Raw genomic sequence first — 21209 nt, 5'->3', positions numbered from 1 at the left:
AACTCCTTCAGCGCGGCAGGGCAGACAGCCACGTGAGCGTCAACCCGATGGCCGCGCAGGCACCGAGCAGCGTCATCACGCCGACCTTGAAGCGGAACAGGGCGATGGCCGCGGCCACGGCCATCACCGCCGAGATCGCGTCGAAGCGGCCTGCGAAGCCGTGCGGCCAGAGCACGTGGTACGCGAAGAACAGCGCCAGGTTCAGGATCACGCCCACCACCGCCGCGGTGATCGCCGACAGCGGCGCCGTGAAGCCCAGCCGGCCGTGCGTGGCCTCGATGGCCGGCCCGCCCGCCAGGATGAAGACGAACGAGGGCAGGAAGGTGAAGAAGGTGACGACCGTCGCTGCCAGCGCGCCGCCGAGGAACAGCGAGTCGGGCCCCAGCACCTGCGTCAGCCAGCCGCCGACGAAGCCGACGAAGGCCACGACCATGATGAGCGGCCCCGGCGTGGTTTCTCCCAGCGCCAGCCCGTCGATCATCTGCGTGCCGGAGAGCCAGTGGTACTGCTCGACGGCCCCCTGGTACACGTAGGGCAGCACGGCATAGGCGCCGCCGAAGGTCAGGAGCGCGGCCTTGGTGAAGAACCCGCCCATCTGCGTGAGCGTGCCGTGCAGGCCCTGGGTCGCGACGAGCACGCCCATGGCCAGCAGCCACAGGCCCAGGCCGATGCCCAGGATCTTCAGCAGGTGCGCGCGGGAAAAGCGCGCGTGCGCCGGCGTGGGCGTGTCGTCGTCGATCAGCGCCGGGCCGTAGTGCTGCTGCGCGCTGCCATGGCCGCCGCCGAGCGCGAACACCTCGGGCGCCCGTCGCGCGCCGACGTGGCCAATGAGGCCGGCCGCCAGCACGATCGCCGGAAACGGCGCGTCGAACGCGAAGATGGCGACGAAGGCCGCGGCGGCGATGCCCCACATCCACCGGTTCTTCAGCGCGCGGCTGCCGATGCGGTGCGCTGCATGCAGCACCAGCGCGGTCACCGCCGGCTTGATGCCGTAGAAGATGCCGGCCACCACCGGCACGTTGCCGAAGCGCAGGTAGACCCACGACAGCGCGATGAGGATGAACAGCGAGGGCAGCACGAACAGGGCGCCGGCCACGAGGCCGCCGCGCGTGCGGTGCATGAGCCAGCCGATGTAGGTGGCCAGCTGCTGCGCCTCGGGGCCGGGCAGCAGCATGCAGAAGTTCAGCGCATGCAGGAAGCGCTTCTCGCTGATCCAGCGCCGCCGCTCGACCAGCTCCGCATGCATGATCGCGATCTGTCCGGCGGGCCCGCCGAAACTGATGAAGCCGAGCTTGAGCCAGAAGCGAAACGCTTCGGCAAAGGAAATGGGCGTGGGAGGCGCGGGAAGCGCGGAGGGGGCGTCAGGCAAGGCGGTGTCCACGGAAAACTCCGTTGAGGGTCACCAGCGCTTGGACGGGACACCGTCTTGCTTTGCAGCGCGGGAGGCTGTTTTCCCGCGGAAGGGCATCGTAGCAGTGGCCGTTCCTGCTGGCAACGCAGGGCCCTCAGGCCCTCTTCACGTTGCTGGAACTCACCCGTGCGTCTTTTGGGTCAGCGCACCTGCGCGCACACGCGCTTGAACACGATCCCGCTCACCGTGGTCGGGCCGCCCACGGCCTTCCATTCGCTGCGCCGGGCGAGGTCGATGTCGTGCACTTCCAGCGGCCCGTTGTGGCTGACGACGCGGCGCATCTTTTCACGCCGGCCCTTGCAGTCGTAGTCGTAGAGATAGCGCGAGGTGCGAAACGGGGTCTTGCCCACGTCGGTCTGAAGCTCGTCGTAGCGGTAGAGCGTCCACGCTTCCACAGCATCGCCATGCGGCTTGATCGAGTCGCGTTGCAGCAGCACCTGCTTGCGAGGGGTGGTGGCGATTTCGGTCCAGGTGTCGGCGGCGTGTGCGGGGACTGCAGTCAGCAAGGTCGCCGCAGCGCAGGCGGAGGCGACGAGGTGGCATGCCAGCACGGCGCGGTGCTTGGGCAGACGAGGCTTCATTGGTTTCACTCCCTGTGAATCGGTGGGCAAGCAGGCGAAGAATGCCATGCATCGCCGCGAGCGAGAACCTGCGCCTCACGTCGCGATGAACGCCGAAGGCTTCTGCCCGAGCCGCTTGCGGAACATGGTGGAGAAGGCGCCCGGGCTGTCGTAGCCCAGCTGAAGCGCCACCGCGGTCACCGAACGGCCCGTTGCCAGTTGGGCCATGGCCGAGAGCAGGCAGGCCTGGCTGCGCCATTCGGCGAACGCCATCCCGGTGTGCAGGCGGAAGAACCGGCTGAAGGTGCGTTCGCTCTGGTGCAGCTGCCGTGCCCAGGCCAGGGGCGACGTGCGCACGTCGGGCGCGTGCAGGAAGGCGATGCACAGCGCCGCCAGCCGCGGCTCGCCCGGCAGCGGCGCAAAGAAGGGCAGGGCCGCCGCGCGGCCGACTTCTTTCAGCACCAGCGACATCAACAGGCCGTCGCGGCCGCGTTCGTCGTACAGCGCCGGCACGTCGATGGCCTCGATCAGCAGCTGCCGCAGCAGCGGCGACACGGCCAGCACTTCGCACTGCGGACCGCCGCGCGGCGCGGCGGCCGGCTCGATGTAGAGGCTGCGCGTGCTGACGCCCACCATCCGCACCCGGTGCGGCTTGCCGGCCGGAATCCAGACACCGCTGTGCGGCGGCACGACCCAGGCGCCGTCGTCCGTGCCCACCTCCATCAGCCCGGTCGCCCCGTAGAGAAACTGGGCGCGGCGATGGCTGTGCATTTCCAGCAGGGTGCCGGGCGCGTAGTCGGTGCCGATGGCCAGCACGGCGCGGGGCGTGGGGTCGAGGGTGTCGAGAGGCTGATTGCGCACGGCAGCGGATTCATGGGTTGGCCGGAACGCAAATATTGTTGACCGAACATCGCAAGCGCGCCAGGCCCTCGAACTCTAGCCTCGGGGCTTCTTTCCGTATCGATGGAGTGCCTTGTGTCGTTGTATGTGATGTTGGTGGTGTGCGGATGCCTGACGGGCGTCACCACCGTGCTGTTCGGTTTCGGCGGTGGATTCGTCGTGGTCCCGTTGCTCTTCCAGCTGCTGTCCCAGTTGAACGCGGCCGACAGCGCCGTCGGGCAGTCGGCCATGCAGATCGCGGTGGCCACGTCCACCTGCGTGATGGTCTTCGGCGCGCTGCTGGCCACGTGGCGCCATCAGCGTGCAGGAACGCTGGACTGGTCGCACATCCGGCCGCTGCTGGGCGTCATCGGTGCCGGTGCGGTGCTGGGTGCGCTGGCCGCCAGCGCGGTCCACGGGGAATGGCTGCGCTGGGCATTTGCCGCGTACCTCGCGCTGACCATCGTGGACTGCTGGCTGCGCCCCGGCTTTCTTTCTCCGTCTGTGGCGAGCCGGGCCGCGCCCTCTCTCACGACCACGACGCTGTCAGGCCTGGCGATCGGCTGGATTGCTGCCTTCCTTGGCGTCGGCGGCAGCGTGATGACGGTGCCGCTCATGCGCCGTCGCGGCATCGAGATGAGCCGCGCGACGGCCATGGCCAACCCGCTGTCCCTGCCGGTGGCGCTGGCGGGCACGGCCACCTACGTGGCCTTGTCTGCCACCTCGACGCCGGCGTTCGGGCCGTGGCATGTGGGGTATGTCGACGTGCGCGCGGCGGCGGCGCTCGTGGTGGGCTCGTGGATCGGCATCCGCGTCGCCGCGCTGTGGATCGGGCGCATTCCGGACCGCATCCACGCCAAGGTCTACCTGGCCTTGTTGATCGCGGTGTTCGGGGCGATGGTGGTGCGCTGAGCGCGCGGCCCCGTCCTGCGTCACGCCATCGATGCGCCCAGCAGGAAGTCCGTGACCTCGTCCGAGAACACGCTGCGCCGCGCACCGATGCGCACGCCGTCCGCGTCCTGCGGGTCGGGTCGCGCGGGAGGCATGCCGTGCGCCACCAGGGCCTGGGCGCAGCCGACCCAGTCGCCGCCTTCGACGGGCTCGTTGAGCGAAGCCCACGACAAGGTGCCGCAGGCGTTGTCGCCGAAACCGTGCGGCGCCTGCCAGTCGGCACCGTGTGCGAGCAGGAACCGGGTGAGCGCCGCATCGCCGCAGAACACGGCATGGTTGAGCGCCGAGGCGTCCCAGTCGCCGCCACGGACTTCGAGGGGCCAGCCGAGCCTGACCATCGCCTTCACAGCGTCGCTGCAGCCCTGGGCCGCGAGCTCGGGCAGCAGGCGAAGCTGCGGGGGCTCGAGCGAGCCGATGAGGCCAGGGTGCCGCGCCTGCAGCGCTCGCGCCGTGGTTTCGTCGCCGCGTGCGCAGGCGGCGATGAAGGCTTCGCTGGCAGGGAGCGGCGTCGGGTCGCCGCTCGCGGCCTGCAGCAGCTGCGCGACCTCGGTCAGCCCGAAGCGCAGGGCGACGGTGTGCGCGGGCGTGCCGTCTTGCGTGAACACGTTGGGGTGCGCGCCAGCGGCCAGCAAGGCCTCGATGTGCGCCGGTGAACGGCGGCGGCGAAGGGCCCACAGCAGCGGCGAACCCCAGTCCGAGATGGGCGGGCCCTGCGGCGGTTCGTTCGCGTCGCCGCTGTGTGCGAGCAGGAGGCGCAACGTCTGGACGTCGTCCAGGTCGAGCACCCGGTACAGCGCGTTGGAACCCGTCACGCGCGCGCCGGCTTCCAGCAGCAGCTTCGTGCAGGCGGGCTGGTCCAGCGAGTGGTACAGCGACTCGCCGTCGTTCGGGTCGGCCCCGGCGTCGAGCAGCAGCTTCGTCAGCTCAGCGTCGTGGTTCTGGCCGGCCGCGCCGTACAGCGCGGAAAGCCGCTCGGTGTCGGCGGGCGTTTCGAGCGATGCGGGAGGCCAGCGGTTGCCGGCGGACTGATCGGGCGAGGCGCCGGCGTCGAGCAGGAACTTCGCGCACGCGTGCAGGCGTTCGCGATGGTCCGGCAGTCGCATCAGGCCGGAATGCGTGACGGCGACGAGCGGCGGCAGGTGCAGTGGGCCGCCCGCGCGATGGACCCATGCCGGGTCTTGCGCGGTGGCGTGGCGCAGCGCGGCTTCATCGCCCATGGCGCAGGCCACCCACGGGTCGCCACCCGCCGCCAGGGCGGGGTTCTCGTCGCGCATGCGCAAGGCCACCGCGGGCCGTGCGCGGTTCGTGCCGCCGGCGATGTCGCCCGCGTACACGAGGCGCAGCCAATGGAGCACTGCTTGGGCCGGGTTATCGGCCTGCGCCCTGCGGGCCAGGACAAAGCCCTGCAGGTCGGCCCACGAGGCGAAGCCGTACTCGCGCGCCACGCACGATTGGGCATCGTGAAGGCGCAACGCCTGGGCGGCCAGGGCGCCATCGGTCTTGCCCGATGCGGCCGGCAGAGCGCTGCGAAATCGGTGAAAGGCCGTGGGATCGTTGCTGCGGTAGAGCGCCAGCAGTTCCTTGGCTTGCTTCTTCAGGTGGCCGATGTCGGGCCGGGCGGGAATGCGCTTCATGGAAACCTCCGTGCATCAGGCGCCGATGACCCGCAAATCCGGCTGCACAAAAGGCTGTGGATCGTCATGAAGAAGGCAAGTGGGTTCAACCCTTCCCGCGGGCCCGGGCGCGGCTTGCACCGCGGCTCGGATGGTAGCGGATCGGGTCCGGGCGACGCCGTGCGCCGAAGTGCAGGTCACCGCTTGCGCGCCACGATGAAAGGGCGGTTCTCGCCACCCTTCGTCGCGTGGTTCTCGCTCGCAAGGACCTCGAAGCCGGCCGCCTGCAGATGCGCCCCGAGCTCCGCCGCCCGGAACACGCCGGCATGCGGCGCCAGACCGATCGCGCGCATCGCGGGCAGCAAGGCCAGCCGCAAGAGCGGGGTCATGTCGCCGAGGCAGGGCGTCTTGGAGATGAACAGTCCCTGCGACGCGAGCAGGGCGTGGATGCAGCGCAGCGTGCCGGGCAGGTCGCGCACCAGGTGGAGGTAGTTGAAGCCCAGCACGGCGTCGAAGGGGCCTTCGCCCGGAGCCAGCGTCTCGGCGGTCGCCACGCGGAACGCCAGGCCGGGGACCGGGGCGGCGGCGTGCTTCTCTTCGGCGATGGCGATCATGCCTTCGGCGATGTCCGTCGCCAGGTACGCGCGGGCGTGGCCCGCGAGGCGCAGGGCCGTCGTGCCGGTTCCGCAGCCCAGTTCGAGCACGCGCGCGTCCGTTTTGAAGAGGGCGCGGGTCCGCTCGAGCGTGCGTGCGTAGCCGGCTGCGTCCGCGATGGCGCTCTTCGCGTAGCGGCGCGAGCTGCGGTCCCAGAATCTGGCGTCGTTCGCGAGGCTCATGGTCTTGGATCGGCGGCGTGTGGAAGGATGCGGCGCACTGTAAACCGCCGCCCGGGCGCTGTCGCCGATTTGCGCCGCTTCGCCCGCCATGTCGCTATGCTGGCGCCCGCCAATCACTCCAGGAAAAGAGACTCTCATGACCATGCGTACCTCGTCTTTCTTCTCCCTGCGTTCCGTCGCCCTGGCCTGCGGCCTGGCGCTCGGCGCCGTGGCCACCGCGCAGGCGGCGCCCGATGCGAAGCTGCTCGCCGCTGCCGAGAAGGCGCAGCCCGCCGTCATCGACAACCTGAAGGAGATGGTGTCGATCGAATCGGGCAGCCTGAACGTCGAGGGCCTGATGAAGATGGCCGACGTGATCGAAGGGCGCCTGAAGGCCGCCGGCTTCAAGACCGAGCGCCGCAAGGCCTCGGCCGGCGCGGGCGCCGACATCGTCATCGGCACGATCAAGGGCACGGGCAAGCGCAAGATCATGCTGCAGGGCCACATGGACACGGTGTACGCGCCGGGCATCCTGAACAGCCAGCCCTACAAGGTGGACGGCAACCGCATCTACGGCCCCGGCATCGCCGATGACAAGGGCGGCCTCGCGGTGATGATGGCGTCGCTGAAGATCCTGGCCGACGCGGGCTGGCGCGACTACGACACGCTCACCGTGCTCGTGAACCCCGACGAAGAGGTGGGCTCGGTGGGCTCGGGCGAACTCATCGCCACCACGGCCGACCTGCACGACACCGTGCTGTCCTTCGAGCCGACGGCCGCCAAGGCGGTGGCCAAGGGCGAGTCGCTGCTGCTCGGCGCTGCCGGCATCGCGCAGGCCACGCTCGAGGTGAAGGGCCGCGCGGCGCACGCCGGCGCCGCGCCCGAGCTGGGCCGCAACGCGCTGTACGAGCTGTCGTACCAGATGCTGCAGACCAAGGACCTCGCCAAGGACATCCCCGGCGTGACGCTGAACTGGACCGTGGCGCGCGCCACCGGCCCGATCAACCAGATCACCGAGAAGGCGCAGGCGCTGGGTGACATCCGCATCACGCAACCTGGCGCCGAGAAGAAACTCACCGAGGCGCTGCAGGCCAAGATCGCCAGCGGCAAGCTGATTCCCGACACCGAGACCACGGTGAAGGTCGAGGTGGGCCGCCCGGCCTTCGTCGCGGGCGCCAAGGGCCGTGCGCTGGCCGAGAAGGCGCAGGCGATCTACAAGGAGCTCGACCGCGAACTGGCGCTGACGCCGATGACCGGCGGCGGCACCGACGCGGGCTTCGCGGGCCGCTCGGGCAAGGCCACGGTGGTCGAGAGCTTCGGCCTCGCGGGCTTCGGCTACCACGCGCGCGACGAGTACATAGAGGTCGACTCGATCGTGCCGCGCCTGTACCTCGTGACGCGGCTGCTGACCGAGATCGGCAAGAACTGAGTCTGTAGCGCGCAGTGCGCCCGCGGCTGGGGTCGCGGGTTCACTGCGGTGCGTTGGGATCGCCCGGGCGGCGGCGATGGGCGGCGGCAGCCGCCGCTGCGGCCTGAGCCTGGGCCTGCTGCTGTTGCGCCTGCTGGCGTTGCATCTGTTCCTGCTGGTGCTGCTGCTGCTGGCGCGCCTGGTTCTGCGCCGCCTGCTGTTGTTGTTGCATCTGCTGGCGCTGCATCTGCTCCTGTTGCTGGCGTTGCTGGGCCTGGGCGGCCTGCTGCTGTTGCATCTGCATCTGGCGCGCCTGTTCCATCTGGGCCTGGCGTTGCTGTTGCGCGGCTTGCGCCTGTGCCTGTTGTTGCTGTTGCAACTGCTGCTGGCGACGGGCCTGCTCCTGTTGAGCCTGTTGAGCCTGTTGCTGCATCTGCTGCGCTCGCTGGGCCTGTTCCTGTTGAGCCTGCTGCTGCATCTGCTGCGCGCGCCGGGCCTGTTCCTGCTGCGCCTGCCGTTGCTGTTGCTGGGCGGCCTGGGCCTGCTGCTGTTCCTGCTGGCGACGTAGCTGCTCCTGTTGCGCCTGTTGTTGCTGCATCTGTTGGCGGCGGCCCTGCTCCTGCGGGTCCTGGCGTTGCTGGCGCAACGCCTGTTCCTGTTGCTGCGCCTGCTGCTGGCGACGCGCCTGCTCTTGCTGGGCCTGTTGTTGGCGCTGCTGGTCTTGCGCGGCCTGCTGTTGCTGCTGCATCTGCTGGCGACGGGCTTGGTCCTGCGGGTCCTGGCGTTGACGCAGGGCCTGCTCCTGTTGCGCTTGCTGCTGGCGCCGTGCCTGTTCCTGCTGCGCCTGTTGTTGACGTTGCTGGTCTTGCGTGGCCTGCTGTTGCTGCATCTGCTGTCGACGGGCTTGCTCCTGCGGCTCTTGCCGCTGACGCAGTGCCTGTTCCTGCTGCGCTTGCTGCTGGCGCCGTGTCTGCTCCTGCTGGGCCTGTTGTTGACGCTGCGGGTCCTGCGTGGCCTGTTGTTGACGCTGCGGGTCCTGCGTGGCCTGCTGTTGCTGCATCTGCTGGCGACGGGCTTGTTCCTGCTGATCCTGGCGTTGGCGCAGGGCCTGGTCCTGCTGCATCTGCTGCTGACGCCGTGCCTGCTCCTGCTGGTCCTGGCGCTGGCGCAAGGCCTGTTCCTGCTGCACCTGTTGCTGGCGCCGCGCCTGTTCCTGTTGCGCCTGCTGTTGTTCGCGCAACTGGTTCTGGGCCGCCTGCTGCTGCATCAGCGCTTGTTGTTGCTGCTGCTGCTGTTGGGCACGCGCCTGTTGTTGCAGCTGCTCTTGCTGCTGCGCTGCCTGCCATGTCGCCGCACCGGTCGGCGCGCCGCTGCGATCGCCTGCGTAGTTGTTGTTGTAGACGTTGCGCACGTTGTTGACCACCGTGGTCGAGCGCGAGACATACGTGCTGTTGTTGTAGACCACCGCAGGCCGGTAGGCCGGTGGCGGCGGTGCCGCGCGGTCGCGCCAGCGCGGCGCGCCCCAGTTCATGTTCCAGGCGTTCCAGCCCCAGCCGTGGCGCTCCAGTGCCGAGCCGACGATCACGCCGCTGCCGAAGGCCAGCGCGCCCACTGCGGCCACCTGGCCACGGCTGTAGCCGGGCTCGATCACCACCGGCGGCGGTGCATAGGCATAGCCGGGGTAGACGGCCACGGGCGTGTCGTACACCACCTGCGGGTCGTAGCGCGGCACGTACACCACGTCGGCCTGCACGGGCTCGATGGTGATGAGTTCCTCGGGCGGTTCGATCACCAGGGGGCCCGCGTACATCGGCTGCATGTCGGGCGCGGGCGTGTAGTTGGGCGGCGTCGCGGCGCGCGCCACGCGCAGCTTGTCGTTGTTCTTGAGGCGGCCGGCTTTCGATGCGCGCTGGCGCATCACCTGGATCGCGTTCATCACGTCGGCCGGGTCGTTGTAGTAGGCCTTGCCCAGCGAGGTGGTCCACGCGATGTTGCCGGCCATCTGGTCCATCACGGGCCGGAACGCGGTGAGCGACTTCACGCTCGGGTCCCACGCCTGCTGGTTGGCGGCGTCGGCGAGCGGGCCGGCCTTGAGCGTGGGGTTCTGCTGCAGCCAGCCGTGGGCCGCGGTGATCTGATCGGGGTAGGTGGCTCCGGCCAGGATCTGCGCGACGAGCTTGTCGGGGTACAGCGCAATCGGCGCGACCAGCTGGTAGAGCTGCTCGGCCGAGGGCGGCGTGTAGGCGGCCGGCACCGGCGCGGCGACGGGCGCGGGTGCTGGTGCCTGGGTGGCCGGTGCTTCAGCGGCGGGAGGTGGTGGTGCGGGCTTGTCGCAGCCTGCAACGAACAACGCTGCGACGCACAGCGAAGCCATGAGGCGCCGCTGAAGGAGGGGGCGGTGGGGAGTGGGTGTCATCTGGCATGTCCTGAAGACGCCGGCAGGGTGCCCGGAACTCCTTCAACGGCGGGCCAGAGCAGGCGATGACACAGCCTGCGCCCCGGATGCAACGGTCTGTGTCGGCGGTGCGCCGCCCGTCCTGTCGGCGCAGGACCACGAGACCACCGGGCGACGTGGCGATCGCCCGGGGAAGAACCTCTGTGTCGTTACTTGGCGCCGCCCGAGTACTTGGTGACGCTGCTGGCCTTCACGTGGTACCCGCTCACGCCCATCATCGAGTCGTTGCGCAGCGTCTGCAGCTTGCCCGTGACCCACACGGTGTCCATGGCGCGGAACTTGGCGCCCTTTTGCGGAATGACGTGCAGGATCTGGTTGGCCGGCGGCGGCGGCGTGTGGATGCAGGCGCCGAAGTAGGGCACGAGCAGGAACTCGGTGACCTCGCCCTTGGCTTCTTCGAGCGGCACGATGAAGCCGGGAATCTTCACCTCCACGCCGTTGAGCGCGGGGTTGGTGGGCGCGTTGTTCGACACCTCCTGCATCTTCATCAGCAGTTCGTTGGCGCGCGGGTCGCCGTCGTCGAGCGTGCTCAGATCGATGCCCTTGAAGGCCTTGGCCGGGTCCCAGTCCTTGGGCACCAGTTCTTCCCAGCTGATCTGGCGCGGCTGGCCCGACGCGGCCTGCGGCGCGGTGGCGGCCGGCTTGCCGCCCAGCGGGTTGGTCGCGGTGGTGTCCTTCGGTGCGGGCTCGGCGGCCCAGGCGGCGGCTGCGAGGCCGGCGCCGGCCAGCAGCATCGACAGGGCGGTGAGCACGCGGGGTGTGGAGGTCTTCGTCATGGTCAGATTCTCGGAGAAAGGCCGTCGGCCAGCGACAGGCGATAGGCCCGGATGCCGGGCAGCAGGCTCGCGAGCCAGCCGGCGACCAGCAGGCTCGCCGTCAGCAGCCATTCGTTCAGTGTAGGTTCGGACAGGCTCAGCGTCAGCCCGAACTGCGCCTGCAGCCATGGCGAGAGCAGGGCGATGCCGAGCACCGCCATCGTCACGCCCAGCAGCACGCCCAGCACGGTGACCAGTGCGCCCTCGAGCGCCAGCAGCGCCAGCACATGGCGCAGGCCCGCGCCCACGGCGCGCAGCACGGCGAGCTCGCGGCGGCGTTCGTTCAGGCCCGCCATCACCACCGACACCAGCCCCGCCAGGCTCACGAGCGCGACCAGTGCCGACATCAGCAGCAGCGCGTTCTCGCCGATGCCGATCACGCTCCACAGCTCGTCGAGCGCCACGCCCGGCAGGATGGCCATCAGCGGTTCGCCGGTGTAGGTGGAGATCCAGCGCTGCACGCCGAACACGGCGGCGCGGTTCTTCAGGCCCACCAGCGCGGCCGTCACGTTCTTGGGCGTGAGGTCGAACTTGCGCACCTGCTCGGCCGGAATCTTCACGCCCGGCATCGGCGCGCCGCCCACCCATTCGAGGTGGATGGCTTCCATCGCAGCGAGGCCGATGTGCACCGTGCGGTCGACCGGCGTGCCGGTGCGCGCGAGCACGCCCACCACGGTGAAGGGCTTGTCGGCATGCTCGGCCACGTTGAGTTCGCCGCTGCCGTGCGCCAGCGTGATCTTCTGGCCCACGTGGTAGCCGAGCTTGTCGGCCACCTCGGCGCCGACCACGGCATCGAACAGCGCGTCGAAGGGCTTGCCTTCGCGCAGCTTCAAGGTCTGGCGGTCGCCGTAGCGGAAGTGCGTGAAGTACTCGGGCGTGGTGGCGAGCACCGAGAAGCCGCGGTGCGAGTCGCCCAGCGACAGCGGCACCACCCAGTCGACACCGGGGTGCGCCTGCAGTGCCTGCACGCTCTTCCACGAGATGTTGTTGGTGGCCGCGCCGATGCGGAACACCGAGTACAGCAGGAGCTGCGTGGAGCCGGTGCGCGCGCCCACGATGAGGTCGGTGCCCGAGACCGACGAGGCGAAGTTCTCGCGCAGTTCGGTGCGGATGCGCTCCACGCCCAGCAGCAGGAAGGTCGACAGCGCGATCGAGAACACCGTCAGCGCGAGCGTGAAGCGGCGGTTCCAGGCGCTGCGCCATGCGATGGAAAACAAGGCTCTCATGCGTCCACCGCCATCGCGTTGCTCGCCGCACGGTTGATCTCCGGCAGCAGCACGTGCCGCGCAAAGCGCTGCGCAATGCGCTGGTCGTGGCTCACGAACACGAGCGCGCTGTGGTTCACGGCGCAGGCCGTGAGCAGCACGTCGAGAAAGGCTTCGCGCCGGTCTTCGTCGAGCGCGGAGGTGGGCTCGTCGGCGATGACGACCTCGGGCTGGCCGATGAGCGCGCGCGCCGCGGCCACGCGCTGCTGCTGGCCCACGGACAGCTGCAGCGCCTGGCGCTTCCACAGCGCGCGATCCAGGCCCATCTGGTCGAGCAGGTGTTCGGCTTCGTCGCGCGAGCTGCCGTTGCGCGCGGCCTGCGCCTCGCGCCGTGCCGAGAAGCGGCAGGGCAGCAGCACGTTGTCGAGCACGCTCAGATAAGGCAACAGGTTGAACTGCTGGAAGATGTAGCCCACATGCGCCACGCGGGCGCGGTCGCGCTGCGTGCCCGAGAGCTTGGCCCAGTCGTGGCCCAGCAGCGTGACGCGGCCTTCGTCGGCCACCAGCACGCCGGCCAGCAGCGACAGCAGCGTGCTCTTGCCGCAGCCGCTCGGGCCGTGCAGGAACACGGATTCACCCGCCGTGATGCGCAGGGCCTCGATGTCGATGCAGGGTGTCTTCACGCCGGGCCAGGTGAAGCGCAGGGCTTCGGCGGCGAGCACGACGCGCAAGTGCGTGGTCTCGGCCTGCGGGAGGGTGCTCACGCTGTCACTTGCCCAGCGTCAGGCGGGAAGGCTGCGCCGCCTGCGCGCCGCTCGGGCGCTTCAGCTGGCGCTTGAACTGGCCTTGCGCACTGGCGATCTGCACGTCGATCTGGCGTGCGCCCTTGAAGGCCGAGAACAGGTTCAGGTCGATGAACTTCGCGGCGGCGGCCTGGGTGCAGTTGAACGAAAAAGAGGCGTCGAGGTCCGCGTGCCCGCTCGATTCGGCGGGGTCGGGGTTGCCCAGGCCGAGCGCGCCGGAGCGCAGGTCGACGGGGCCGAGCTTGCAGTTGGCGGCGGGGTCGATGGTGAAGAGCTTGTCGGCCGCGCGCAGCTGGGCGATGGCGGCTTCGACGGTCTTCTTCTCGGCGTCGGTCTTGGGCGCGCGCTCGAAGCCGACGATGTTGTCCAGCGGCGATTCCATGGCGATCACGATGGTGGGCCCGTCGATGGCCACGTCGAGCTTGAGCTGGCCGTGCACATGCGCGTGCTGTTGCTGGGCCTGTGCGGGAAGGGCGGCGGCCGCGAACAGCGCGGCGGCGGTCAGTGCGAAGCCGGAGGACGTGCGTCGAAGTCGGGTGTGCAGGGTGTGCATCATGGTTCTGCGCCTTGCCGGGTCGGCAGCCCCGGCGTGTTGCTCCATTCGCTCCAGCTGCCGGCATAGAGCGCGGTCGTCCCGAACCCCGCGATCTGCATCGCGAGCAGGTTGGGCACGGCGCTCACGCCGCTGCCGCACTGGTGGACGACGGTCGCCGCATCGCGCCCTGCGAGCAGTGCTTCGAACTCGGCGCGCAGTTGCGCGGCGGGCTTGAACTTGCCGTCGGGACCGATGTTGTCGGCGAAGGGCCGGTTCAGGGCCCCGGGGATGTGACCCGCGATCGGGTCCAGAGGTTCCACCTCGCCGCGGTAACGTGCACCGGCACGCGCGTCGATCAGGTTCTGGTCAGGCTGGCCGAGCCGGCGCACCACGGTGTCGGTGGTCACGAGCCTGGCGATCGGCTCGCCCTGTACGAAATTCGACTGGAAGCGCGCGGGCTCCTCGCGGTCGGTCACTTCGCCGCCCGCGGCCTGCCAGGCCTGCAGGCCGCCGTCGAGCACGGCCACGGCGTCGTGGCCCATCCACTTGAGCATCCACCACAGGCGCCCGCAGTAGTTGGCGCCGTTGCGGTCGTACACCACGGCCTGCATCGTGTTGGAGAAACCCACCGACGAGAGCCAGGCCGCGAATTTCTCGCGGCTGGGCAGCGGATGGCGCCCACCCGAGGCGGGCACGCCGTCGTCCTGCGCCACCACCACGTCGCCGCGCGCGCCAGGCAGGCCATGCTTGGCGCTGAGGTCGGTGTCGAGGTTGGCGTACTGCGCGCCCGGGATGTGGGCGGCGGCGTACAGCTGCGCGCCGGCCTCGGGCTTCATGAGGTCGAAGCTGCAGTCGAACACCATGAGGGGCGAGTCGCCCTCGCGCAGCTGCCTGAGTTGTTCGACGGAGATGAGGGTGGTGTACATGGCAAAAGCTCCTTCGAAAAATGGTTCGGCGACAAGTGCCGTGGCTGCTGCGTTCAGTGTTCCTCGGCCGGCGCCTTCGGCACGGCCCGCTGGCGCAGCACGGTGGCCGCGATGCCGCTGGCGATGATCAGCGCCATGCCGGCCCAGCCGGCGGCGTCGATGCGGTCGTCGAACAGCACCACGCTGTAGAAGGCCGCGAACACGATGCCCGAATATTGCAGGTTCGCCACCACCAGTGTGCCGGCCTGGGTCTTGGCGGTGGCGTAGGCGCGGGTCATGCACAGCTGTCCGAGGGCGGCCAGCAGGCCGATCGGCAGCAGCCACAGCGCATGCTGCCACGTCCACGAGCTGCCGCCCGAAAACCCGGTCGCGGCCGTGGCGAAGGCGCCCGCCACGGCCGAGCCGACCGCGAAATAGAAGACCGTGCGCAGCTCGGGCTCGCCGATGCGCGACAGCGCCACCACCTGCATGTAGGCAAAGGCGGCCGTGACGCCCGACAGCAGGCCCAGCATGCCCGCGAAGCCGTCGCCGCCGCCCACCGTGGGCTTGAGCATGAGCACCACGCCGGCAAAGCCCGCGAGCACCGTCATCACCAGCGGGCCCTGCAGCGGCGGGCGCTCGATGCGGCCGTCGCGCCCGGGCACTGGCACCCAGGCCAGCAGCGCGCCGCCGACCAGGAAGGCCGCGACCCACACGCTGCTCATGTAGTTGAGCGTGACGGCGGTGGCCAGCGGCATGTGGGCGATGGCGTAGAACCATGCGCCCAGCGACACCACGCCGATGGTGCTGCGCCAGGCGTGCATGCCGGGGTACTTGGTGGCGAGCGAGGTGCCGCGGTTGCGCGCCAGCAGCCAGAGGAACACGATGCCGATGAGGCCGCGCCCCAGGACCATCTCACCGCTGTTGAACCATTCGGAGGCCACCTTCACGACCACGCTCATGGTGGCGAACAGAAAGGCCCCGAGCACCATCCACAGCGCTTGCATCGATTGACATCCAGATCAGAAAAAAGAAAGCCCCGGCGGGTGCGGGGCGGGGCGGCGTTCAGGCGCGTGGTTGTTGCATCGCGTTGCGGTACCACTCGTGGAACTGCTGCATGCCGTCTTCCATGGGGCTCTGGTAGGGGCCGGTTTCGTTGTCACCGCGCAGCATGAGCGCGCGGCGGCCGGCGTCCATGCGCTCGGCGATCTCGTCGTCTTCCACGCAGGTCTCCATGTAGGCAGCCTGCTGGGCCTCGACGAACTCGCGCTCGAAGGCGACGATTTCCTCGGGGTAGAAGAACTCGACCATGTTGAGCGTCCTGGTCGGGCTCACCGGGTGCAGCGTCGACACGGTGAGCACGTGCGGGTACCACTCGATCATCACGTGCGGGTAGTAGGTGAGCCAGATCGCGCCGTACTTCGGCGGCTTGCCGTCGCGGTACTTGAGCAGCTGCTCCTGCCACTTCTGGTAGACCGGGCTGCCCGCGCGGCCCAGGCGGTTGGCCACGCCCACCGTCTGCACCGAGAACTCGGGCTTGAACTCCCAGCGCAGGTCGTCGCAGGTGACGAAGCTGCCCAGGCCGGGATGGAACGGGCCGACGTGGTAGTCCTCGAGGTAGACCTCGATGAAGGTCTTCCAGTTGTAGTTGCACTCGTGCAGCTCGACGCGGTCGAGCGCGTAGCCCGAGAAGTCCAGGTCGGCCTGCGGGCCCAGGCCCGCCATGTCGGCCGCCACGTCACGGCCGCTGCCGTCGGCGTTCTTCTCGAACAGAAGGCCGTTCCATTCGGTGAGCGGGTAGTTGTGCAGGTTCAGGCACGGGTCCTGGTCGAAATGCGGGGCGCCGATCAGCGTGCCGGTGGTGCGCGCATCTTTCGCGGCGTAGGTCCAGCGGTGCAGCGGGCAGACGATGTTGCCGCCGGTCTGGGTGTCGAGCTGGCCCCGGCCCTGCAGGATCAGGGCCTGACGGTGGCGGCAGACGTTCGAGATGAGCTCCACGCCCTTGGGCGTGTGGACCAGCGCGCGGCCCTGGTGTTCCTGCGGCAGGGTGTGGAAGTCACCCGGCTCGGGCACGGCCAGTCGGTGCCCGACGTAGCGGGGCCCTCGCGCGAAAAGGTTCTGCATTTCGCGGGCGTACAAGGCCTCGTCGAAATACGCGGTAACTGGAAGTTGGCTCGCGGCCTGCTGCAGTTGAAGACTTAAATCAGACATGGAGGACCTGACCAAGCTCCCCACAGGGAGAAAAAAAGAAAAAACGGAAGGCGCCGTCTGCAAGGGTGACGGCCCGAAGAGGTGTGCCGGTGCGACCGGCGGGGGAAGCGGGGATTGTACCCGGGGGGCATTTTTGCGCCCGCCGGGTTTTTGCCTCGCATCCCCGGGCGTCATACAGGGTGTTGCAAAGGGTCGCGCGCGCGTGCGCAGGCTGCCCGGCGGTTCGTTGCGCCCCCGCCCTAAAATGTTCCGTTTCATCCACGATTCGTTGCATGCCCAAGGTGCCTTCTCCTTCCACGACCAGCCCGGCGGCGACGCCCGACACCGGGCCGCTGCCCGCCAGCTACGAAGCCGGGCTCCAGGAACTGGAACAACTGGTTGCAGAACTCGAATCGGGCCAGTTGCCGCTGGACCAGCTGCTGGGCAGCTACCAGCGCGGTGCCGCACTGCTCGGCTTCTGCCGCGACAAGCTGCAGGCGGTCGAGGACCAGATCAAGGTGCTCGACGCAGGCAGCCTCAAGCCCTGGACGGCCGAATGAGCGCCGTCCCGATGACCTCCACTGCCACCACCCCCTGGGACGCGAAGACGCTGGCCGGCTGGGCCGAGCCTCATCTGGCGACGGTCGAAGCGGCGCTGTCGCGCTGGGTCGGCGTCGATGCGCCGGTGCTGCTGGGTGACGCCATGCGCTATGCCGTGCTCGACGGCGGCAAGCGGCTGCGGCCGCTGCTGGTGCTCGCGGCCAATGAAGCGGTCGGCGGCAATGCCCACGCCGCGCTGCGTGCGGCCTGCGCCACCGAACTCATCCACGCCTATTCGCTGGTGCACGACGACCTTCCCTGCATGGACAACGACGTGCTGCGCCGCGGCAAGCCCACCGTGCACGTGAAGTTCGGCGAAGCCGATGCGCTGCTCGCGGGCGACGCGCTGCAGGCGCTGGCCTTCGAGCTGCTCGCGCCCGAGGGCGACGAGGTGCCCGCGGCCATGCAGGCCCTGCTGTGCCGCCTGCTGGCGCGCGCGGCCGGCAGCCAGGGCATGGCCGGCGGCCAGGCCATCGACCTGGCCAGCGTCGGCATCGCACTGAACGAAACCCAGCTGCGCGAAATGCACCGCCTGAAGACCGGCGCGTTGCTGCAGGGCAGCGTCGAGATGGGCGCCGCCTGTGGCTCCGTGTTGCCCGCCGCGCTGGCGGCGCTGCGCGACTACGGCGCCGCCATCGGCCTGGCGTTCCAGGTGGTCGACGACATCCTCGACGTCACCGCCGACTCGCAAACCCTGGGCAAGACCGCCGGCAAGGACGCAGCGGCCGACAAGCCCACCTACGTGTCGCTGCTCGGCCTGGACGGCGCGCGCGCGCAGGCGAGCCAGCTTCTTGCCGATGCCATCGCCGCGCTGAACAAGAGCGGCCTGCCCGACACTGCCGCATTGCGTGCCCTGGCCCACATGGTGGTCGACCGCGACCGCTGAGAAGAAAAAAGAACCCACCTCCATGGCTCCGCTGCTTCCCACTCTCCACGACCCTTCGCCGATCCGCCAGTACGACCGGGCCCAGCTCAAGCAGCTGTCCGACGAGGTGCGCGCCTGCGTGCTCGACAACGTCTCGCGCACCGGCGGCCACCTGAGCTCCAACCTCGGCACGGTCGAGCTGACGGTGGCGCTGCACCATGTGTTCAACACGCCGCACGACCGGCTGGTGTGGGACGTGGGCCACCAGACCTACCCGCACAAGATCCTCACGGGCCGGCGCGAGCGCATGCCCACGCTGCGCCAGCTCGGCGGCATCTCGGGCTTTCCGCAGCGCACCGAGAGCGAGTACGACACCTTCGGCACCGCCCACTCGTCGACCAGCATCTCGGCCGCGCTCGGCATGGCCATGGCCGCCAAGCAGAAGGGCGAGAAGCGCCATGCCGTGGCCATCATCGGCGACGGCGCGCTCACGGCCGGCATGGCCTTCGAGGCGCTCAACAACGCGGGCGTGTGCGACTGCAAGCTGCTGGTCATCCTGAACGACAACGACATGTCGATCAGCCCGCCGGTGGGCGCGCTCAACCGCTACCTCGCGCAGCTCATGAGCGGCAACTTCTACGCCGCCGCCAAGAGCGTCGGCAAGAGCGTGCTGCGCAATGCGCCGCCGCTGTTCGAGCTGGCCAAGCGGCTGGAGCAGCATGCCAAGGGCATGGTCGTGCCGGCCACGCTGTTCGAGCAGTTCGGCTTCAACTACGTCGGCCCCATCGACGGCCACGACATCGACTCGCTGGTGCCCACGCTCGAGAACCTCAAGCACCTGGACGGCCCGCAGTTCCTGCACGTCGTCACGAAGAAGGGGCAGGGCTACAAGCTCGCCGAGGCCGACCCGGTGGCCTACCACGGCCCGGGCAAGTTCGATCCGCAGGTGGGCCTGGTCAAGTCGACCACGGCGGCCAAGCAGACCTTCACGCAGGTCTTCGGCCAGTGGCTGTGTGACACGGCCGCGCACGACGGCCGCCTCGTGGGCATCACGCCCGCGATGCGCGAAGGCTCGGGGCTCGTGGAGTTCGAGAAGCGCTTTCCTGATCGCTACTACGACGTCGGCATCGCCGAGCAGCACGCGGTCACGTTCGCGGCCGGCCTGGCCTGCGAGGGCCTCAAGCCCGTGGTGGCGATCTACTCGACCTTCCTGCAGCGCGCCTACGACCAGCTGATCCACGACGTGGCGATCCAGAACCTGCCCGTGGTGTTCGCGCTCGACCGCGCGGGCCTCGTGGGCGCCGACGGCGCCACGCACGCGGGCGCGTACGACATCCCGTTCCTGCGCTGCATTCCCAACATGAGCATCGCCTGCCCGGCCGACGAGCGCGAGTGCCGCCAGCTGCTGACGAGCGCCTACGAACAGAACCACCCGGTGGCCGTGCGCTACCCGCGCGGCGCGGGCGCCGGCACCACGCCGCACCTCACGCTCGACGCGCTGCCCTTCGGCAAGGGCGAGGTCCGCCGCGAAGGCCAGCGCATCGCCATCCTCGCGTTCGGCACCTTGCTGTACCCGGCGCTCACCGCGGCCGAGTCGCTCGATGCCACCGTGGTCAACATGCGCTGGGCCAAGCCGCTCGACGTCGAGTTGCTGCTGCAGGTCGCGGGCACGCACGACGCGCTCGTCACGCTCGAAGAGGGCGCCATCATGGGCGGCGCGGGCAGTGCGGTGGTCGAGGCCCTGCAGGCCGCCGGCGTCCAGAAGCCGGTGCTGCAATTGGGCCTGCCCGACCGCTTCATCGAGCACGGCGATCCGGCCAAGCTGCTCGCATCGATCGGCCTCGATGCCGACGGCATTGCCGCCGCGATCAAGAAACGCTTCGTTTGACAAGAGGTCGCAGGGTAAACCCCCGCCGGCCACCTGTAAGCGCGTTTTTACAATCAAAAGGACTCACAAAAGTCCCTGACGCGGTCACAAGCCGCGTTTTGTTTTTTCCAAAGCACTCGGAGTGAATTCAATGGATCGTCGTTCCCTCATCAAAAACGCCGGCATCGCGGGCGTTCTGGCTGCCGGCATCGCGCCCGCGGTTCACGCGCAAGCCACCGTTCGCTGGCGTCTCGCATCGAGCTTTCCCAAGTCGCTGGACACCATCTTCGGCACCGCCGAGGTGTTCTCGAAGAGCGTGAGCGACATGACGGGCGGCAAGTTCCAGATCTCCGTGCACGCGGGCGGCGAGCTGATGCCCGCCTTCGGCGTGGTCGACGGCATCCAGAGCGGCGCGGTCGAAATGGCGCACACGGCGCCTTACTACTTCTACGGCAAGGACCCGACCTTCTGCCTGGGTTGCGCCGTGCCTTTCGGCATGAACACCCGCCAGCAGAACGCCTGGATGTACGAAGGCAACGGCCTGAAGCTGATGCGCGCCTTCTACGCCAAGTACAACATCATCAACCTGCCGGGCGGCAACACGGGCGCGCAGATGGGCGGCTGGTTCCGCAAGGAAATCAAGTCGGTCGCCGACCTGAAGGGCCTGAAGTTCCGCACCAACCCGTTCGCAGGCAAGGTGCTCGAGCCCTTCGGCGTGATCCCGCAATCGATCCCCGGCGCCGACCTGTACCCCGCGCTCGAAAAGGGCACGCTCGACGGTCTCGAATGGGTCGGCCCGTACGACGACCAGAAGCTGGGCTTCAACAAGATCGCCCCGTTCTACTACTACCCCGGCTGGTGGGAAGGCGGCCCCGAGCTCGACTTCTACATCAACACCAAGGCATGGGAAAGCCTGTCGGCCGATTTCAAGGCCGTGGTCGAAGCGGCTGCCGCGCACGCCAACATCACGATGACGGCCAAGTACGACGCCAAGAACCCGATCGCGCTCAAGCAGCTCGTGGGCTCGGGCACCAAGCTGCGTCCGTTCTCGCAGGACGTGATGAACGCGGCCTTCAAGTCGGCCCAGCAGATCTACTCGGACCTGAACAACAGCAACCCCGAGTGGAAGAAGATCTACAGCGACTGGTCCAAGTTCCTGGCCGACCAGAACGCCTGGTTCCGCTACACCGAAGGCACCTTCGACCGCTTCATGCAACAGCAGAAGCTGTAAGGCACGCGGCGCCGCAACCCGGCGCTTCGCACCTCACAAGAAAAAAGCCCCGCCGGTTTCGGCGGGGCTTTTTTCATTTGGACGCGGGGTCGGGGTCGGGT

At 69.0% G+C, this 21209-nt stretch carries 19 protein-coding genes; 6 read left to right on the top strand and 13 right to left on the bottom strand.

Features of this window, described 5'->3' with window-relative positions:
• Positions 1 to 7 precede the first annotated feature (7 nt).
• The 3 genes from chrA to AC07XP_RS16870 all read right to left on the bottom strand — a co-directional run bounded on the left by chrA (position 8) and on the right by AC07XP_RS16870 (position 2832).
• Positions 8 to 1381 (bottom strand): chromate efflux transporter, encoded by a 1374-nt coding sequence (gene chrA, locus AC07XP_RS16880; protein WP_495265322.1) that lies wholly within the window; start codon positions 1379 to 1381, stop codon positions 8 to 10.
• Between the two features lie 170 nt (positions 1382 to 1551).
• Positions 1552 to 1992: a surface-adhesin E family protein gene (locus AC07XP_RS16875; RefSeq protein WP_495265321.1), complete on the bottom strand. Its 441-nt coding sequence runs from the start codon at positions 1990 to 1992 to the stop codon at positions 1552 to 1554.
• Between the two features lie 75 nt (positions 1993 to 2067).
• On the bottom strand, positions 2068 to 2832 hold the full coding sequence (locus AC07XP_RS16870) for an AraC family transcriptional regulator (protein ID WP_495265320.1): 765 nt from the start codon (positions 2830 to 2832) through the stop codon (positions 2068 to 2070).
• 129 nt (positions 2833 to 2961) lie between these two features.
• Here AC07XP_RS16870 and AC07XP_RS16865 point away from each other — a divergent pair, with 129 nt between their 5' ends.
• Positions 2962 to 3762, top strand: coding sequence for a sulfite exporter TauE/SafE family protein (locus AC07XP_RS16865; protein WP_495265358.1), 801 nt, complete (start codon positions 2962 to 2964; stop codon positions 3760 to 3762).
• 20 nt (positions 3763 to 3782) lie between these two features.
• Here AC07XP_RS16865 and AC07XP_RS16860 read toward each other — a convergent pair whose 3' ends face one another.
• The gene (locus AC07XP_RS16860; RefSeq protein ID WP_495265319.1) at positions 3783 to 5435 is read right to left on the bottom strand and encodes an ankyrin repeat domain-containing protein; all 1653 of its coding nucleotides are present in this window, start codon (positions 5433 to 5435) and stop codon (positions 3783 to 3785) included.
• 176 nt (positions 5436 to 5611) lie between these two features.
• Positions 5612 to 6250 (bottom strand): class I SAM-dependent methyltransferase, encoded by a 639-nt coding sequence (locus tag AC07XP_RS16855; RefSeq protein WP_495265318.1) that lies wholly within the window; start codon positions 6248 to 6250, stop codon positions 5612 to 5614.
• A gap of 136 nt (positions 6251 to 6386) precedes the next feature.
• Between AC07XP_RS16855 and AC07XP_RS16850 the strand changes: the two genes are divergently transcribed.
• Positions 6387 to 7658 (top strand): M20/M25/M40 family metallo-hydrolase, encoded by a 1272-nt coding sequence (locus tag AC07XP_RS16850; protein ID WP_062468836.1) that lies wholly within the window; start codon positions 6387 to 6389, stop codon positions 7656 to 7658.
• A 40-nt stretch (positions 7659 to 7698) separates the two neighbouring features.
• Here the strand turns inward: AC07XP_RS16850 and AC07XP_RS16845 are convergent, their stop codons facing one another.
• From AC07XP_RS16845 to AC07XP_RS16810, 8 genes are all read right to left on the bottom strand, one after another.
• A complete protein-coding gene (locus AC07XP_RS16845) occupies positions 7699 to 10053 on the bottom strand; it encodes a DUF3300 domain-containing protein (protein WP_495265317.1) in 2355 nt (784 codons plus the stop codon).
• Between the two features lie 188 nt (positions 10054 to 10241).
• Positions 10242 to 10868 (bottom strand): DUF3299 domain-containing protein, encoded by a 627-nt coding sequence (locus tag AC07XP_RS16840; RefSeq protein WP_095744294.1) that lies wholly within the window; start codon positions 10866 to 10868, stop codon positions 10242 to 10244.
• Between the two features lie 2 nt (positions 10869 to 10870).
• Positions 10871 to 12133, bottom strand: a complete 1263-nt coding sequence (locus AC07XP_RS16835; RefSeq protein ID WP_070061815.1) for an ABC transporter permease — start codon at positions 12131 to 12133, stop codon at positions 10871 to 10873.
• Positions 12130 to 12876 (bottom strand): ABC transporter ATP-binding protein, encoded by a 747-nt coding sequence (locus tag AC07XP_RS16830; RefSeq protein ID WP_495265316.1) that lies wholly within the window; start codon positions 12874 to 12876, stop codon positions 12130 to 12132. Before AC07XP_RS16830 ends, AC07XP_RS16835 begins: the two co-directional genes overlap by 4 nt.
• 4 nt (positions 12877 to 12880) lie before the next feature.
• Positions 12881 to 13471, bottom strand: a complete 591-nt coding sequence (locus AC07XP_RS16825; protein ID WP_240531357.1) for a DUF2796 domain-containing protein — start codon at positions 13469 to 13471, stop codon at positions 12881 to 12883.
• Positions 13468 to 14376 carry a sulfurtransferase gene (locus tag AC07XP_RS16820; RefSeq protein WP_062468825.1) on the bottom strand — a complete coding sequence of 303 codons (909 nt, stop codon included), beginning with the start codon at positions 14374 to 14376 and terminating at the stop codon, positions 13468 to 13470. The genes AC07XP_RS16825 and AC07XP_RS16820 overlap by 4 nt, the downstream gene beginning before the upstream one ends.
• A gap of 53 nt (positions 14377 to 14429) precedes the next feature.
• Complete coding sequence (locus AC07XP_RS16815; RefSeq protein ID WP_062468822.1) at positions 14430 to 15362, bottom strand: DMT family transporter; 933 nt, start codon at positions 15360 to 15362, stop codon at positions 14430 to 14432.
• 58 nt (positions 15363 to 15420) lie between these two features.
• Positions 15421 to 16566, bottom strand: a complete 1146-nt coding sequence (locus tag AC07XP_RS16810) for an aromatic ring-hydroxylating oxygenase subunit alpha (RefSeq protein WP_062468820.1) — start codon at positions 16564 to 16566, stop codon at positions 15421 to 15423.
• Positions 16567 to 16838: 272 nt separating this feature from the next.
• Here AC07XP_RS16810 and xseB point away from each other — a divergent pair, with 272 nt between their 5' ends.
• From xseB to AC07XP_RS16790, 4 genes are all read left to right on the top strand, one after another.
• On the top strand, positions 16839 to 17105 hold the full coding sequence (gene xseB, locus AC07XP_RS16805) for an exodeoxyribonuclease VII small subunit (RefSeq protein ID WP_062468817.1): 267 nt from the start codon (positions 16839 to 16841) through the stop codon (positions 17103 to 17105).
• Positions 17102 to 18031 (top strand): polyprenyl synthetase family protein, encoded by a 930-nt coding sequence (locus AC07XP_RS16800; protein ID WP_495265315.1) that lies wholly within the window; start codon positions 17102 to 17104, stop codon positions 18029 to 18031. The genes xseB and AC07XP_RS16800 overlap by 4 nt, the downstream gene beginning before the upstream one ends.
• Before the next feature lie 22 nt (positions 18032 to 18053).
• On the top strand, positions 18054 to 19898 hold the full coding sequence (gene dxs, locus AC07XP_RS16795; protein ID WP_159277877.1) for a 1-deoxy-D-xylulose-5-phosphate synthase: 1845 nt from the start codon (positions 18054 to 18056) through the stop codon (positions 19896 to 19898).
• Between the two features lie 130 nt (positions 19899 to 20028).
• Positions 20029 to 21108 carry a TRAP transporter substrate-binding protein gene (locus tag AC07XP_RS16790; protein WP_062468808.1) on the top strand — a complete coding sequence of 360 codons (1080 nt, stop codon included), beginning with the start codon at positions 20029 to 20031 and terminating at the stop codon, positions 21106 to 21108.
• Positions 21109 to 21209: the final 101 nt, after the last annotated feature.

This window comes from Variovorax sp. GW531-E2 (assembly GCF_059423125.1).
Note: the sequence above shows the minus strand (reverse complement) of the source record. Positions and strands in the feature narration are given on the sequence as shown.